The following is a 14,447-nucleotide window of genomic DNA, read 5'->3' on the forward strand; positions in this document are numbered from 1 at the left end:
CTTTCTCATCCCTTTCGATTAACGAACATAAAAAAAGGACGCGTATGAAACCGTTGACACCCCTTTTTATCGCCTGCGGCCTGGCCGGTCTCTCGATAACCGCCTCGGCCAACGACACGCTGACCATCGGTACCAACAATTGGGCGGAAAACATTGCTGTATCGCACATGTGGCAGCAACTGCTTGAAGAGCAGGGCTACGACGTCGAGCTGACCACCACCGGCAAGAGTGTGCTCTTCAGCGGGCTCGCAAACGGCGACCTGGATATCTCGCTGGAAGTCTGGCTCCCGCATGGCGACGCCCAGTACATCGAGCCCTACAAGGATCGCATCGACGTTCACGATGCCTGGTTCGACGGCGCACAGGACGAACTGGTGGTGCCCGCTTACATGGAAGACATCAATAGCATCAGTGACCTCAAAGACAACGCCGAGCGCTTCGACTATCAGGGCGAGCCGACCATCCTTGGCATCGAATCGGGCTCGGCTATCTCCGGCGAGACCGAAAACGCCATCAAGAGTTACAACCTTCCGTTTCGCCAGTTGAACAGCTCCGGCCCCGCCATGCTCGCGGCCCTTGAGGAAGCCTATGCCAATGAAGCACCCATCGCCGTCACACTCTGGCAGCCCCACTGGGCCTACGCGCAGTACGACCTGAAGGCGCTAGAAGATCCCAAGAAGAGTTATGGGGGTGGTGACGATATCATGTGGATGTCGCCCAAAGGGTTTGGCGAGGAGCATCCCGAGGTCACCCAAATGCTTGACACCTGGCACATGAGCCACGGCCAGTTGGCCGATCTCATGCTGACCATCGAAAACCTCGGCGACCCCACGCAAGGCGCCAAGCAGTGGATCGAGGAACATCGCGATCTCATCGACGGCTGGCTCGCCGAGGGCTGATCCCACCCCGGGCCGGCTGTCAGTGCCGGTCCATCTCCATAGCTTGCCGCTTTTTCTACCGTCCCCCTCTGATCCAGCCAACACACCATAGGTAGTAGGGTTGGCTATCGCGAGCGACTTAGCGCTTGGCCAGTCAATATGTGAGTCGCCGGAAAATCGTAAAAGGCCAGCCGTTAGCCCGGGTTGTTCTAAAGGTTTGTCATTGGGGTACTGGAATTGATGTTTGGGACTCAACGGATGCCACCTTGGTCTGTGTCTGGCACTATAGCCACTTTCAGCGATCAGCAAAACGATCCGGATAGTCATTGAGACAGCCATTGAAATAGTCATCGAAAGGACACGGCATGGCCCACCTGCTACGCATCGTGATGATTCACGGCCACCTGGAAGGCGTGGTCGAACTGAGTGTGGACGGTCACACCAATATTTGCGGCACCAACGCCTCCGGCAAAACCACGCTACAGCGCCTGGTACCGGTGTTCTACGGTGAATTACCCAACAAGGTCGTGCCCAAGACGCGCATGAAGTTCGACGCGTTCTACCTGCCCCACCGCAACAGCTACCTGGTGTACGAATACCGCCGCGAAGCGGGCAACATCTGCCAGGCGGTGCTGACCCGCAAGGCCGAGGGCGGGGTGGAATACCGCTTTGTCGGCGCACCCTACCAGCCGGAAGACTATCTGGTGGAAAGCGACGCGGGCGTGGCGGCACTGGACTACACCCAGTGGGCCAGCGGCCTGCGGCGCAACGGCACGCCGGTGTCGCCCAAGCTGGGCGCTACCTCTGAATTCCGCTCGGTGATCCAGAACGACTTTACCCAACTGCATGGCAACAGCCGCGATGGCCTCAAGCTGCGCCAGATCGCGTCGCAGTTCAGCCTGGTGAAACCCGAGCGACGCATCCGCCATATCGAAAAGCTGGTGTCAGCAGTGCATGCCAAAGAGGGCAAGATGGACACCCTCAAAACCATGCTAGCGGCGATTTTCGAAGAGGATGGCGTTGAACTGCCGGTGACGCGGATTCGCAACACCAAGGCGCGGGAATGGATTGCCCAAATGCGCCAATCCATGCGCCTGGAACCGCTGCAGGCATCGCTGGCCCGGCTCGCCGGTATCGACCGTGAACTCGCCGACCTGGATGCCACGCTGTGGCAACTGAAGCCCCAGTTGGAAGACGACCGCCAGAAGGCAGAGCGCCGCCTGGCCGATGTGGATGCTGAGCTTGCCCGCCACCAGCGCGAATTCCAGCAGCGGGAGAGCGACTATAGTGAGGCGCGGGACGCGCTGAACGACCGCCACAGCGAAGTGGTCAGCGATTTGCAGCAGACCCAGCGCCGCCTCAACGACCTGCAAACCCAGTACGAGCAATACGCTGATGCAGACATGCCCGCCCTGGAGCGCAACATCAACGCGCTGCCCCAGTGGCGGGAACAGCGCGACCAGCTGCGCGCCCACCTGAACGTGATGCAGGACGCGGTAAAAGAGAGCCAGGCGCGCCTGGACGGTCGGCTGCGCGAACTTTCCGAAGCATTGGCCCGCCAGACCCGTGAATCCCAGGAACTGATCGACGCCCTGGTCGAAGAGAAAGCCTTGCGCCGGGAGCAGCAGTGGGAATCCGAACAGCAGCTCAACGAGCGCTACCAGCAGGAGCGCCAACGCCTGGAGGGCGAGTACCAGGCGCAGTTGGAACTCGGCGTCGAACAGCTAGCCGAACTAAAAGCGCAGCTCTCGCTTTCGACCCAGACCGCCGAAGAGGCTTCCGAGGCGGAGCTTGCCCAGGCGCGCCTGGATCAGGCCCAGCAGGAGCGCAACGCATCGGCCGCTACCCTGGATGGCCTGCGCCGGGAGTTTGAAAGCCGCAAACGCGAGCGCGACAGTGCCGAACAGCAGCTGGTGCAACTTCGCCAACAGCTGGAGCGTGCCGAGCAGCGCTGCTTCGCGCTCTATCAGCAGCGCGACCCGGAGCAGGGCAGCCTGCGCCATTTCCTGCGCTATCACCGCCCCGGTTGGGAGCAGCAGTTAGGCAAGGTGATTGCGCCAGAGCTGCTGGAGCGGCGTGACCTCGCCCCGCAGTTGACCGAAGGCGCAAGCGATGACCTGTTCGGGCTGGCGCTAGATCTTTCCGCCATTGCTTTGCCGGATTACGCCCAGGATGAAGCCAGCCTGCTGGCCGCCATCGAAGAGGCCGACACCGCCAAACGCCGGGTGCAAACGGAGAGCCAGGCCGCCGAGAAATCCCTCAAGCAGCATAACGAGCGGGTGCAGCAGGCCGATGAAGCCCAAGACCAGGGCCGCATGGCCCACAAGCGCGCCGAGCAGGAAGTCGAGTTTGCGATAGAGGCCCGCCGCCAGCAGCAAGAGCGCCATACCAAGCGCCAGCAGGAGCGTCGCACTGCCCATCAAACTGCGTTAGCCAGTCAGGAGCAGGCGCAAAAGGAGCTGCGGGAAGAGAAGCAGCAGGCGCTCGCCGCCCTTAGCGAGACCCACCAAAGCCAACTGCTGGAGCTCAAGGCCGACGGCCAGAGCCAGGTGGATAGCCTGGATGCCCAACTGCGCCAGTATAAGCAGCAGTTGAGCGACGCCAATGCCGAACACAAGCGCCAGCGTGCGGAACTGGAAGAGGCCTTTAGCCAGGAACTGGCCGAGCAGGGCGTTGACCCCGCCAAGCTAAAAGATACCAAGGAGCGGCTGGCAAGCCAGGATGAACGCATCCGCGTCACCGCCGCCCGTCAGGATGAACTCACCGAATACACCCGCTTTATGCGCGTCGAGTGGGGCCAGCACAAGCCGCAGCTGGTCGCTCAGGAGGCAGAGCTGGAGCAGACGGAGCAAAAGCTGCAGCGCGATAAAGAGCACCTGAAAAATGACTTCCAGGCCGCGCGCAAAACCCACCAAAGCACGGTCAGCACGCTGAAAACCCAGCGGGAGAGCGAATACGCCTGCCTGGAAGCCTTGAAGCCGCTGCTCACCCAGTTGGAAAGCCTTGTCATCGAGCCCGACGGCCAAGCGCCCGGCACGCCACTGGGCGATGTGGACGAGCGCATCGAGCGCGCCCGCCAAGCGCTGGGCAATCGCCACCAGCTCATCGAGCAGCTGCGCCGTGGCTGCCTGGAGGTCGAAAGCCAACTGATCAAGGACGCCAGCAGTGGCTTCGCCGAAGCGCTGGAGAGCGAGCGTAGCAAGCTACAAAGTGACAACCCACGCCTACAGCTGCCGCTACTGCGCGATATGCTCAAACTGCTCGAAGATCAACAGCAGCAGCTGATTCAGGAAGGCCGCAACCTGAGCGACGACCTGGATAAGTTCTTTACCGTGTTCCGCGATTTGAACCGGCGCATCAGCGCTCAAAGCCGCCGGCTCTCTGAAGAAGTCGCCGATGACCTGCGCCTGGAAGGCATCACCAAGGCCGAAGTGCGCATCCAGTCCACCATCGATGAACTCGGCTTCTGGGAGCCGCTGAAGCTGTTTGCCCAGCGCTATAAAGAGTGGCGGGAATCCGGCCAGACGCTACCCAGCGATGACTACCTCAACGCCCTGGCGGACGTGGTCGATTTGTTACGCAGCGACCAGCAGTACAGTTTCGAAAGCCTGCTGCGCCTGGAGCTGCACCTGAACGAAGGCGGCACCGATCTGGTGATCAAGAACGACCGCCAGCTGCTGGAATCCTCAAGCCACGGCATGGCGTATTTGATTCTGTGCAAGTTCCTGCTCGCCTTTACCCGTTTGCTGCGCGGCGATGCGGAGATCTCTATCCACTGGCCCATCGATGAGATCGGCACCTTGGCGTACCACAACGTCGAAAAACTGTTCGACGCCTGCGACAGCAACCGCATTCATATCGTCGGCGCGTTTCCCAACCCCGAGTCTGACGTGCTGCTGCTGTTCGCCAACCGCTACCTGATCGACCGCGATGAGGCCAACCCCAACAAGCGAGTGTTAAAACGCATCGAGCCACGGCTAAGCCGCCTGGCCGAACGGCTCCAGGAACGTCAGCAGGAGGTGACGGTATGATCGAACATGGCCCACTGCTAGAGCGCCTGCTGGCCGGAGAGTTTGTCTGCCCGGTCAGTGATGAGAGCGGCTATCGTCATCTCACCAATGAAGATACCCGCGAGGAGATCGATACCTACCTGCGGCCGCTTAACCGCCGACTGGCCAGCAATGAGGATGGCAGCGTCTACTTTCTAGCCTGGCGTCAACTCAACGACAACGCCCGGGATCAGCTCTCCCGCCAGCTCGGCGATACCCTCAATAGCCTGCTGCCGCTGCTGGAGTGGCTGCAGCTGGTTCAAGAGGCCCTGGGCCGCGATACCCTGGCCGCCCCCGGCGACGTACTCAAACCCGCCGAGTTCAGCGCCAAGTGCGAAGACAACCAAAGCCTACGCGAACGCCTGGAACGCCTGGCCACCGACAGCTTTTTTGGCTCGCAAAGTGACCAGCTCGATGCCCAGGTAAAGCAGGTTTTCAAGCGCCTGAAAGAGCACGGCTACCTGCTCCAGCCCCACGCCGAACGGCAGGTATTCGTGGTCACCGGTAAGATCGACTACCTGGTGGATCTGGTGCGCTTTATTCGCGATGAAGAGAATCTGCCCATTGAAGAGGGTAGCGAGGAGGGCTCTGGCGCTCAGGAGGCCCTTCTGTGAGTGCCGGTGAGCATGCACTAGAAAGCCGCTTGTTGAAAACCGGCAGTGAACGGCTGGCGCTGCTCGGCAAGCACGCCGATGTGTTGATGCAGGCCTACACCCGTGATGAAGTGCCGCTGGAGTCGCTTAGCGACAGCGCGCTACGCAAGCTGCTGGCGGCACGCATCCTGTGGCGGCCGGATGAGCAGAGCGGTGTGAAGCTGGCACCCAAGGTGCGCGAACTGATTGCCGAGATGCTCGCCGACGAGACCCGCCGCCATGTGAATGCCGATGTCGCGGAAACCCTGGAGCTGATTCGCGCGCTGGTACACAGCTACCGGGAGGCGCGCAGCCGCGGCGAACACTGGCGGCTGGAGCAGCAGTTGATGCGCCTGCGCCAGGAAGTCGACGACCTGAACGGGCGCTTTGCCGATGCCATCGACAGCTTATGGCAGCGGCTAAATAGCGATTTCGGTTTCGTCAGTCAGCTCAACGACAAGATCCGCGAAAACGACCGCGCCCAGAAGCAGATCGCAAGGCTGCTGGATGGCCTGGCGCTGATCGACTTCGACGAGCTGATCGAGCTGGTGGGCAGCGACGGCGGCCTGCGCAAGCTATTGATCAGCCAGCTACAGCAGCAGTTAAGCCACCATTACACCAGCCTGCGCGAAGTGCAGCGGCGCTTGATCGAACTGATGGCGCGCTTTCGTAAGCAGCAGGCGCGCAGTCGCCTGATCAGCGGCATGGCCGCCTTTATGCGAGAACACCCCGGCTTTGTGCCCGGCAACTACGCACGGCGCAGCGAGGTACCAGGGCTGGTCAATCAAGCCGCCCCGCTAAGCGCGGCGGCCGCCCCGGCGCTGGATCGCAATCTGGACAGCCGGTTGCTCGCCGACTTGCTGCACCAGCTACCCCAGCCGCGCCACACCACGCAAACCGTAGAAGCGGCGGCCCCTGCCCAAGCGCAAGAAAGCAGCCTCGCCGCCGCCCGCCAGCAGGCGCTCAAGCAGGATGTGGAACACTTCTATTTAAGCGTGATTGATCAGCCCCAGGCGGAGCCGGTCAGCGCCCTTGAGTACCTGCGCGCAAGCCCGCTGGAGTGGCCGGATGAAATCTGGCTCTTCCAGGTGATTTCCGAATACCAGGGCCTGCCGCGCAGCGACCAGAAGGCGTTTCGGCTCAAACAGCAGGAGAGCCAGGCCAGCCAATTCAATCACTTGCGCCTGATCCACGATGTAGAACTGCAGCTGGCCGTATGAACCTACCCGGTCGGGCCCGCAATGGGCTAAACGGCGTCGCCCGCGAACTGCTCCGCAAGCCCATAGTAGAAAAGCCCCGTGGCCAATGGGTAAACGACGTGGTGGCCTGGTGCCACCAGCACGACATCGACCTGGCCACGCGAATCAACAGTAAAGCGCTGCGTTTTGACGCCGCCTTGCTGGCGCAGATCAATGACGTGTTAGAAAGCTCCCGCATAGCGCCACTGGGCCGCTCACTCAGCGGTCTTACCAGCAGCGCCCAAGCGAAAGAGGGCGTAGAAGAAGACAAAGCAACCCGGGCAAGCCCCCGCGCACGAAGGGTGCTCGCAAGCTTTCCGCCGCAACCAATAGCGGGGCTTGCCAATGAACCACGCGCTATTCGCGATGTAGATGTTCTGGGGCTAAAGCTGAGCGCGTTCAGCGCCCTGATTCAGGTCGAAAACCTGGACAGCTTCTATGAGTTTTCGCCGGAACAACCAGCGCTAAGCGGTTACGCTAACCCGCTAGTCGTCTACCGCGGCGACAGCCACTACGGCGGCGGCTTCGCCTTACTCGCCGAGGCGTGGCACAAAACCCGCCGAACACATATTTACGCCGGTGATTTCGATGTAAAAGGCGTCACGCTAGCGCTGGACAGCAACGCCACTCACTTGCTCCTACCCACCATCGAGTGGCTCACCCAAAACGCCACGCCGCTGCATGTGCCTGCTGAACAATTTCCTTTCCAACGCAGGCTTCGTAAGCATCTTGCAGCGCTGCCCTCCGCCCATCCATTGCGTGAGTATCTAGCGCTATTGTTGGAAAAGCAGCGGGGGTTAAAGCAGCAGTGGTTTGGTGGGGAGATGGTGTGTGTGGGGCTTAGCTAAAAGCCGGATCGAAAGGCTGCCGCTCAAGCCTGCTTTTCACTCTTTGCCTTCGTAGGATTCATCAGCATCGTAGACTTGATGCCCACAGCGTAGTAGTGCTTCTCTGGGCTGTATGATTAAGCAGAGCAAAACGAGCAAGCACGCGACTTTGGGATATTCCGCCTATTTTTTCTTTGCCTTCTGGCGAGTCAGTGGGATAGAGTCAAATGAGCTGGTTACATAACCTGAATGGATGAGCGCACACGTTTATTGAGGTTATGCAGCCTTCTGTATAATCACTGTTAAGTTTCTATAGCGACAGCACTTAGGCAGCAAGGAGTTTGAATGAAAAAAATGTTTTTAGCGTCATCTTTCGTGGATGTTGCAGATTTATTTGTGAAATTTACCGGCGGAAAATGTGCAGGAAAAACCGTTACATTCATTCCCACTGCAAGCCTCGTAGAAGAGGTCAAATTTTATGTGGCAGCAGGTAAAGAAGCCCTCGAACACCGCGGGCTAATTGTTGATGAACTTGAGATTTCAACTGCGTCAAGAGAAGAGATAGACAGCAAGCTTCAAAAAAATGATTACATTTATATCACTGGCGGAAATACTTTCTTTTTACTTCAGGAGTTGAAAAGAACTGGGGCAGACAAAATCATTAAGGAGCAAGTAAATTCGGGAAAAATATATATCGGAGAGTCGGCCGGTTCTATTGCTATGTCGCGGAACATTGAGTATGTAAAGGATATGGACGATTTTACGGCAGCACCTAATATAGACTCTTTTTCATCACTAGGCATGGTTGATTTTTATCCTGTTCCACATCATACAAACTTTCCATTCAAAGAATCCGTTGAGTGCATAATCACTAGCTATAGTGGAAAGATAGATCTTTGCCCAATTAGTAATGCACAAGTAATTATAGTAAATGGTGGTGGGTTTGAAGTCTGGACCGCCGAAACTTAACAAGACGCAGCAGTTCGCGGCCTACGGCCGCCGGACGCTCGTAAACACGCGCCGCTGTGCTTTGCGTAATGCTCAAAGAAAAAGGAAGATAGATGGATACGGGTGTAGCAACCTTAGTCGCAGCAGTTGTTGCAGCATTTTCAGGTGTGCTTTCGCTAGTGATTACAACGGTTTTTAATTGGACGTCTCTGCAAAGGAATGCACATAGAGATTTATTAGCCCCTTACATGTCGACTCTATCCAAAGAACTGCATCAAATCATTGCTTGTAGTGACATGATATCGAGAGCGAAAAGCGATGAAAGCGTGAAGAGGTGGAACGATAGGGCTGCAGAATCGCAAAGCCAGTTAAAAAGCATTAGAACAGAGCTGCGTTATCCTCTTTGGGGCGTTGATATTGGTTTACAGACATTAACGCGCCTACCGAACTGGATCAAAAATGCGCGTAAGCATCCAGATGTTACTAAAAAGCTACTTGAACATGGGGACAAGCTTGGGGAATTGATCGATCTGATAATCCTTGATTGCTACAAACGCGGTCTTCCTCCAAGTGTCATCGGTAGATGGCGAGTTAAAAGGCGAGCCCAGAAGCTAAGAACTGAGTTCAGGAGTTTTGGCGAGAAACGAAGAGCTTGCCTCCATCAAAAAGCGTAACAAGTGGGTGAATCTGACCGGTACTACGCTCCGCACCGGCAGCTTACCCAAGGCGTTAAATATATAAGGATATTCTGGTGTTCAATCCATTTTCATTACTTTCATTAATATATACCGTTATAAAGGACGCTCCTGATCCTATAAATGTGCAGTATGAACCTCCATCACCAAACCTTTTGCCAGTGGAACTACATAAAAAGGCGAAAGCTGACGGATTTTATACTGCACAATTATGGATAGAAAGCCTATCAAATAGAGCTCTTAAGGATGTAAGAATTAACTTATCATCTCCGACTAAATACGAGCCAATCGTTAGAACTAATAAGGCTCACGGAGAGATCGAATACAAATATGTTAAGCAATCTTACGAGTTAATGGTAAATAAAATTGACCCTGGTGAATCTGTAAGAACTACATTTTTTCCGGAAATAGATAGTATCGATAATTTTAAAAAAAAACCGCAGATATTAGTTGAGAATAGAGAGTTAAGTCAGCTAATGGAAAGGTTTGGTTTTTATAAAAAGTACCCTTCTTTCTTCAGGACTTATATTTTATCAATCTTTGCTGCAGTATTTGGCGTAGTGGCAGCGATAGGTTCTTTGAGTTTTGCCGGCTATGTAATGTTTCAAGATAATGAATTGCTTTTTCCTAATTCAGATGCCGTTCTCATGAAGCAGGCACAAGAGCGAATGAGGGGATATGGGTGTCCTCAACGTGCTGAAATTGTAACTGACGATTTAAAATGGCAAGTAATGCAAACATTTGGTTACCCAGAAGCTATCCTGCAAATGAATGGGGTAGGTTCCGAAGAGGAATTATGGGATAAAGAAAAAATTGTATTCATAGATTGTGAATAATAGCATTAAAAAATGCCATCAATTTGAACAGCTTACGCTGCGCTTCAGTTGGCAAGTTATGACGGGTTCGAGGAAGAAATGAAACGTATCAGAGACTACGCGAAGATTGGCACAGTTTTCGACGTGCGAGCCAGTCTTGATGATCTTTCGAGCAAACTTCAGAAGGCTGGCCAGGTTCTCCTAAACCGCCATGATCTCGGTGTTGGGTGCCGAGTATACCCTGAGATTGGCCGGTCTACTGCTGAACAGCTACAACTATTCGGTAAACTTCTTGAGGAGCCAATTGAAGTTACTGCGAATGTGTGTCGCACTGTATTCGAGATTAATGTGGTGCTTCGCTACTGCCTGTCCTCAACAGAGCGCCTTGACGCATACGCAGATCAGGCAGGAACAGATGAAATATCGATCTACAAATCCATCAAGGGACTTGCAGACGGCAATACCGATCCGAAAGATATCGCGCTTCTTGATCAGCACATCAATAATATTAGGAGTACCTTACAGAAGCATGGTCGAAGCTTGAAACCTGAAAGAACGTCGCTGTATCAGATGGCGAAAGAAATCGGACTAAAGGATGAGTATGAATCGATGTATGGAATATATTCCAAATATGTTCATGCATCGGCATGGTTTGTCTTAAGGAAGAGGGATCATATTGACCTTCCAATGTATCGTACTCCCATGCAGCTCCACACGCAGCTCTACGCGGCAGATACACTTCTTAGATTGCAGGAGCTAGATAACTCATGACACGGTACTCAGCCAGATAACTGGCTGAGTAAGTAAATTAGGACGAGAGGTGGTTGAGACGACTCGAAATCGGGTTTTTCTACAGCCTCGTTAAGCCGTGCGCGGTCTGCCGACGAGTGTTTTCGAAATTGGGATATAGTAAAAATGCCACGACACCTTCTTGATGCAGATTTTGAAAAAATACCCTTGTCTATCCCGCAGAAGGACGTGAATGATTTTTTATCGGAGCTCTGGGATGTCTTTGCTGAGACTATTGGGCGCGTAAGTTGCCAGCATTCCTACATCAAAAAGAGTAATGAGGTGTTCGAGTACAATATTTGCTGGGCATCAAATGAATTGCCATTTATAGCTGAGCTATCATTTTTTAATCATACTGCCAAAGGTTTGATTTTTGTTTTACTTGAAACATTGGATTTTGAATCAAGGTTACACGATCCTGAATACCATCAAGTAATAAAAAATGCAATAATAAGATGTTCTAAAAGACGATTTGGGATAGCTGATAAGCAGCCTTCTGGCTATATGTCGGTTCCTGTGCGATCGGAAAACACTCTGTCAGGCAGTTATTTGTTTGAATTTTCTGGGATATTATTGATAAAAACTGACGAAGCTGATTTTAATATGGTATTTCCAGTATTTAATAGTAATTCTTATGAATTAACGTTTGAAACGCAGACCGCATCAGTTAATTTGGCTGCCATCCTTTCATTGCTAACGCAAAACTTATTCACTGTTAATGAATTTGTCGAATGGAAGTTTATGGAAAATAGTGATTATTATGAATTGGTTTCCAATGCGAAATTTAATGGAAAATATTTTCCTGATAGCGGATTAATTTTTGACGATGAAAAGGTTTCAAGCGAAAGCGTGCGTTACATAGGTAATGACCCTCAGGCAAGAAAAGAAATAATAGAAAAAGGAGATTGCATTGTTAATGGTGAGTTAAGAATACCCGAGCGAACAGATATTTTAATAGATATTGTCGGCAAAAATTATAGACTACAACAGGCAAGTCGTCGATTTCATGAAGGGTTAATGTTTAGAAACCAAACAAAGCGTACTTCAAGCTCAATTTATTACGCCGCTTATGAACTGGTTGCATATGTGGCAGCTGTTGAGGCTTGTTTGGATACAGAGACACAGAAAACTGAAGTGGCCTGCCCTTCATGCGGAGCGACAGTATATAAAGAAGACCGGAAAATTAGTGAAAAATTCAGGCAATTTGTAGAAAAGAATACCGAAAGTAATCAAGTGTTGATCAGTGCTTTTAAGGATTTATATAATGACAGGTCAATGTTTGTTCATACTGGCATCAACCTTCATACGTTATATTCTTTAAGGCCAAATCGCCCGCTCATATTGAGAGGAAAACGGTATCAAAGCGAATTGCCAAATTATTATTATAACATACATGAGTATACTGGCTTTCTGTTGAGAAGGTATTTTTATAGGCAACTTGTTTGCGAAATCAATGATCTCGATTGATTATTTAGCTTGCAGGGCCTAACCAAGCCAACCAGCGGACGCTGTAATCGCGCCGCTGATAATTGGCGTTATAGCTATCATTCTAGAATAGTCATTCCTTTGCGAACGACCACGCAGCAAAAACCATGAATCTACTCTTTCTAGGCACCTCAGCTGGTGTACCCACCAAGCAAAGAAACGTCTCCGGGGTCGCTTTGCGAGAAAGCAAGGGGAAGAGCTGGTACCTGATCGATTGTGGTGAGGGCACCCAGCATCAGGTATTGCATACCAAGCTGTCGTTCCATTCTTTGAAAGCCATCTTGATTACCCACGTGCACGGCGACCACTGCTATGGGCTGCCGGGCATACTGGCTAGTGCGGGAATGGGCGGTCGGACAGCGCCGCTGACCATTGTGGCGCCCGCAGGCATCAAGGCGTGGTTGGAGGCCACCTGTGAGGCTACACAGCTATGCTTGCCCTTCGCCCTGGAATTTATCGACTCGGACGAGCTGCCCAGCGTTGAGTTTGAGAGCATTGCGGTGTCCACGTTCAGGCTTTCACACAGGGCGCCGTCCTATGCTTATGGGTTTACGGAGACAAAGGTCGATGCCGCCTTGGACGTGGATAAGCTAGCGCAAAAGGGCATTCCGAGAGGGCCGTTGTGGGGGCAGTTGAAGCAAGGGTTTGACGTTGAGTTTGAGGGGGAGCGGTTAAAAAGCCATGACTTCTTAATCTTCAAGCACAAGCCGAGAAAAGTGGTGATCGCAGGAGACAATGACCAGCCTGAATTGTTGCTTGAAGCGTGCGCGGGGGCACAGGTGCTGGTGCATGAAGCCACCTACACCGAAGAGATGGCCCAGAAGGCCGGTGATGTAGGGCATAGCTACGCCAAGCTTGTCGCCGCGTTTGCCGAATTGGTACAACTGCCCAACCTGGTGCTGACGCACTTTAGCCCGCGTTACCAGCTCAACCCCCATGCGTCGCCTTCCATTGAGGAGATCCGTCAAGAGGCCTTGCGCGTCTACTCGGGCTCGCTTTACCTGGCGCGGGATTTTAGCGAATACATCCTGGATAAATCGGGTCACTTTGCTGAACTGGCATAGCAAGTTTCTCAACTCTTTTTGATGTGTACCATACTAATGCCGAGATAGTGAATTACGAAGATTACCACTGAGGTAGCGCCAATGTTGATGCACAATCCACCCCACCCTGGTGAAGTATTACGCGAGCTTTGTTTGGAGCCCCTAGGCTTAACTGTGACAGCTGCTGCCGAAGCGCTGGGTGTAAGCCGTAAAACGCTCAGTGCCGTGCTGAACGGCAAGGCGGGTATTAGCCCTGAAATGGCTGTGCGGCTTTCTATTGCGTTTGATACTTCTGCGGAAAGCTGGTTGAACCAGCAGTCCCAATACGAGCTTTGGCATGCCGAACAGCATCGCAAAGAGCTTAAAGTAAAGAGGCTGGTTGCCGCTTAAAGCAGCGGTGGTTTAAGTAACCCTGGATTAAGCGGGCCACTTTGCTGAACTAGCGGCTGAATAACTGCTTTCATCCCTCCGCCCCTTGAGTGCTTGCCGCGCAGGTCAGTCGCGGCAATAGCCTTCACCTGTTGCGACTACCAGACAGTATTCCTTTTCCAATAGCCACTTCATGCCGGTGGCTTCGCCGTCGCCCGCACGAAGCAACTGCGGGCCGTCCCCGCGGTTGAAGCTAATGCCCTCGGCGGTGGCCTGACCTTCGAAAGTGCCGATTTGGTCGGCATCCAGGCCGTAGCGCATGTGAAGGCGATAATGTCCCGGGCCTTCAGGCTCGTCCTTACTGATTTCCAGGAATAAACCTTCAACGCCAATCCATCGGCCGACCCATTGATCGGTAACCTGATGGTGGGGCTGGTTTTGCTCGGTTGCAGTATCTGAAGCGGGCGCGTTTGATGCGGTGGTGTTGCTGTTGCTACACCCGCTTATCAGCATCGTAGCGATTAGCGCTAATAATGCTTTTTTCATAGCTGGCTCCTTATCATTACTGGGTGTTGCTCAGTATAGGACGAAATGTACTTTCATCAGTTTGAACGTATTTTGGTATATGTCGATGGGCTATGTGCTGCTGAGGTGTTTTAAAAAGTTACACACCGGCTTG

Annotated in this window: 13 protein-coding genes; 12 read left to right on the forward strand and 1 reads right to left on the reverse strand. The window is 53.4% G+C overall.

The genetic code is table 11. The features are described 5' to 3' along the window. The first annotated feature begins 44 nt into the window (after positions 1-44). From RO22_RS03200 to RO22_RS03255, 12 genes are all read left to right on the forward strand, one after another. Positions 45-899, forward strand: coding sequence for a glycine betaine ABC transporter substrate-binding protein (locus tag RO22_RS03200; protein WP_041157582.1), 855 nt, complete (start codon positions 45-47; stop codon positions 897-899). Between the two features lie 344 nt (positions 900-1,243). Beyond that, positions 1,244-4,909 carry an ATP-binding protein gene (locus RO22_RS03205; protein WP_041157583.1) on the forward strand — a complete coding sequence of 1,222 codons (3,666 nt, stop codon included), beginning with the start codon at positions 1,244-1,246 and terminating at the stop codon, positions 4,907-4,909. Beyond that, entirely contained in the window at positions 4,906-5,541 is a 636-nt protein-coding gene (locus RO22_RS03210) for a hypothetical protein (protein WP_041157584.1), read from the forward strand. Before RO22_RS03205 ends, RO22_RS03210 begins: the two co-directional genes overlap by 4 nt. After that, entirely contained in the window at positions 5,538-6,779 is a 1,242-nt protein-coding gene (locus tag RO22_RS03215; RefSeq protein ID WP_041157585.1) for a hypothetical protein, read from the forward strand. Before RO22_RS03210 ends, RO22_RS03215 begins: the two co-directional genes overlap by 4 nt. After that, positions 6,776-7,645 carry a hypothetical protein gene (locus RO22_RS03220; protein ID WP_041157586.1) on the forward strand — a complete coding sequence of 290 codons (870 nt, stop codon included), beginning with the start codon at positions 6,776-6,778 and terminating at the stop codon, positions 7,643-7,645. Before RO22_RS03215 ends, RO22_RS03220 begins: the two co-directional genes overlap by 4 nt. A 324-nt stretch (positions 7,646-7,969) precedes the next feature. After that, positions 7,970-8,593, forward strand: a complete 624-nt coding sequence (locus tag RO22_RS03225; RefSeq protein WP_041157587.1) for a peptidase E — start codon at positions 7,970-7,972, stop codon at positions 8,591-8,593. Positions 8,594-8,685: 92 nt separating this feature from the next. Next, positions 8,686-9,246 (forward strand): hypothetical protein, encoded by a 561-nt coding sequence (locus RO22_RS03230; RefSeq protein ID WP_041157588.1) that lies wholly within the window; start codon positions 8,686-8,688, stop codon positions 9,244-9,246. A gap of 77 nt (positions 9,247-9,323) precedes the next feature. Next, positions 9,324-10,103 carry a hypothetical protein gene (locus RO22_RS03235; protein WP_041157589.1) on the forward strand — a complete coding sequence of 260 codons (780 nt, stop codon included), beginning with the start codon at positions 9,324-9,326 and terminating at the stop codon, positions 10,101-10,103. A gap of 78 nt (positions 10,104-10,181) precedes the next feature. Next, positions 10,182-10,853: a DUF5677 domain-containing protein gene (locus RO22_RS03240; protein WP_041157590.1), complete on the forward strand. Its 672-nt coding sequence runs from the start codon at positions 10,182-10,184 to the stop codon at positions 10,851-10,853. A gap of 144 nt (positions 10,854-10,997) precedes the next feature. Then, the gene (locus tag RO22_RS03245; RefSeq protein WP_041157591.1) at positions 10,998-12,338 is read left to right on the forward strand and encodes a hypothetical protein; all 1,341 of its coding nucleotides are present in this window, start codon (positions 10,998-11,000) and stop codon (positions 12,336-12,338) included. A gap of 125 nt (positions 12,339-12,463) precedes the next feature. After that, the gene (locus tag RO22_RS03250) at positions 12,464-13,420 is read left to right on the forward strand and encodes a ribonuclease Z (protein ID WP_041157592.1); all 957 of its coding nucleotides are present in this window, start codon (positions 12,464-12,466) and stop codon (positions 13,418-13,420) included. A gap of 81 nt (positions 13,421-13,501) precedes the next feature. Then, positions 13,502-13,789 (forward strand): HigA family addiction module antitoxin, encoded by a 288-nt coding sequence (locus tag RO22_RS03255; protein ID WP_022520034.1) that lies wholly within the window; start codon positions 13,502-13,504, stop codon positions 13,787-13,789. Between the two features lie 105 nt (positions 13,790-13,894). Here the strand turns inward: RO22_RS03255 and RO22_RS03260 are convergent, their stop codons facing one another. Next, complete coding sequence (locus tag RO22_RS03260; protein WP_041157593.1) at positions 13,895-14,314, reverse strand: hypothetical protein; 420 nt, start codon at positions 14,312-14,314, stop codon at positions 13,895-13,897. Positions 14,315-14,447: the final 133 nt, after the last annotated feature.

Source organism: Halomonas sp. KHS3 (assembly GCF_000830495.1).
GTDB lineage: Bacteria > Pseudomonadota > Gammaproteobacteria > Pseudomonadales > Halomonadaceae > Vreelandella > Vreelandella titanicae.

Bases quoted from the DNA above. Each gene is read 5' to 3' on its own strand.
- RO22_RS03200 (WP_041157582.1), top strand. From the start codon at position 45: ATGAAACCGTTGACACCCCTTTTTATCGCCTGCGGCCTGGCCGGTCTC.
- RO22_RS03205 (WP_041157583.1), top strand. From the start codon at position 1,244: ATGGCCCACCTGCTACGCATCGTGATGATTCACGGCCACCTGGAAGGC.
- RO22_RS03210 (WP_041157584.1), top strand. From the start codon at position 4,906: ATGATCGAACATGGCCCACTGCTAGAGCGCCTGCTGGCCGGAGAGTTT.
- RO22_RS03220 (WP_041157586.1), top strand. From the start codon at position 6,776: ATGAACCTACCCGGTCGGGCCCGCAATGGGCTAAACGGCGTCGCCCGC.
- RO22_RS03225 (WP_041157587.1), top strand. From the start codon at position 7,970: ATGAAAAAAATGTTTTTAGCGTCATCTTTCGTGGATGTTGCAGATTTA.
- RO22_RS03230 (WP_041157588.1), top strand. From the start codon at position 8,686: ATGGATACGGGTGTAGCAACCTTAGTCGCAGCAGTTGTTGCAGCATTT.
- RO22_RS03240 (WP_041157590.1), top strand. From the start codon at position 10,182: ATGAAACGTATCAGAGACTACGCGAAGATTGGCACAGTTTTCGACGTG.
- RO22_RS03245 (WP_041157591.1), top strand. From the start codon at position 10,998: ATGCCACGACACCTTCTTGATGCAGATTTTGAAAAAATACCCTTGTCT.
- RO22_RS03250 (WP_041157592.1), top strand. From the start codon at position 12,464: ATGAATCTACTCTTTCTAGGCACCTCAGCTGGTGTACCCACCAAGCAA.
- RO22_RS03255 (WP_022520034.1), top strand. From the start codon at position 13,502: ATGTTGATGCACAATCCACCCCACCCTGGTGAAGTATTACGCGAGCTT.
- RO22_RS03260 (WP_041157593.1), bottom strand. From the start codon at position 14,314: ATGAAAAAAGCATTATTAGCGCTAATCGCTACGATGCTGATAAGCGGG.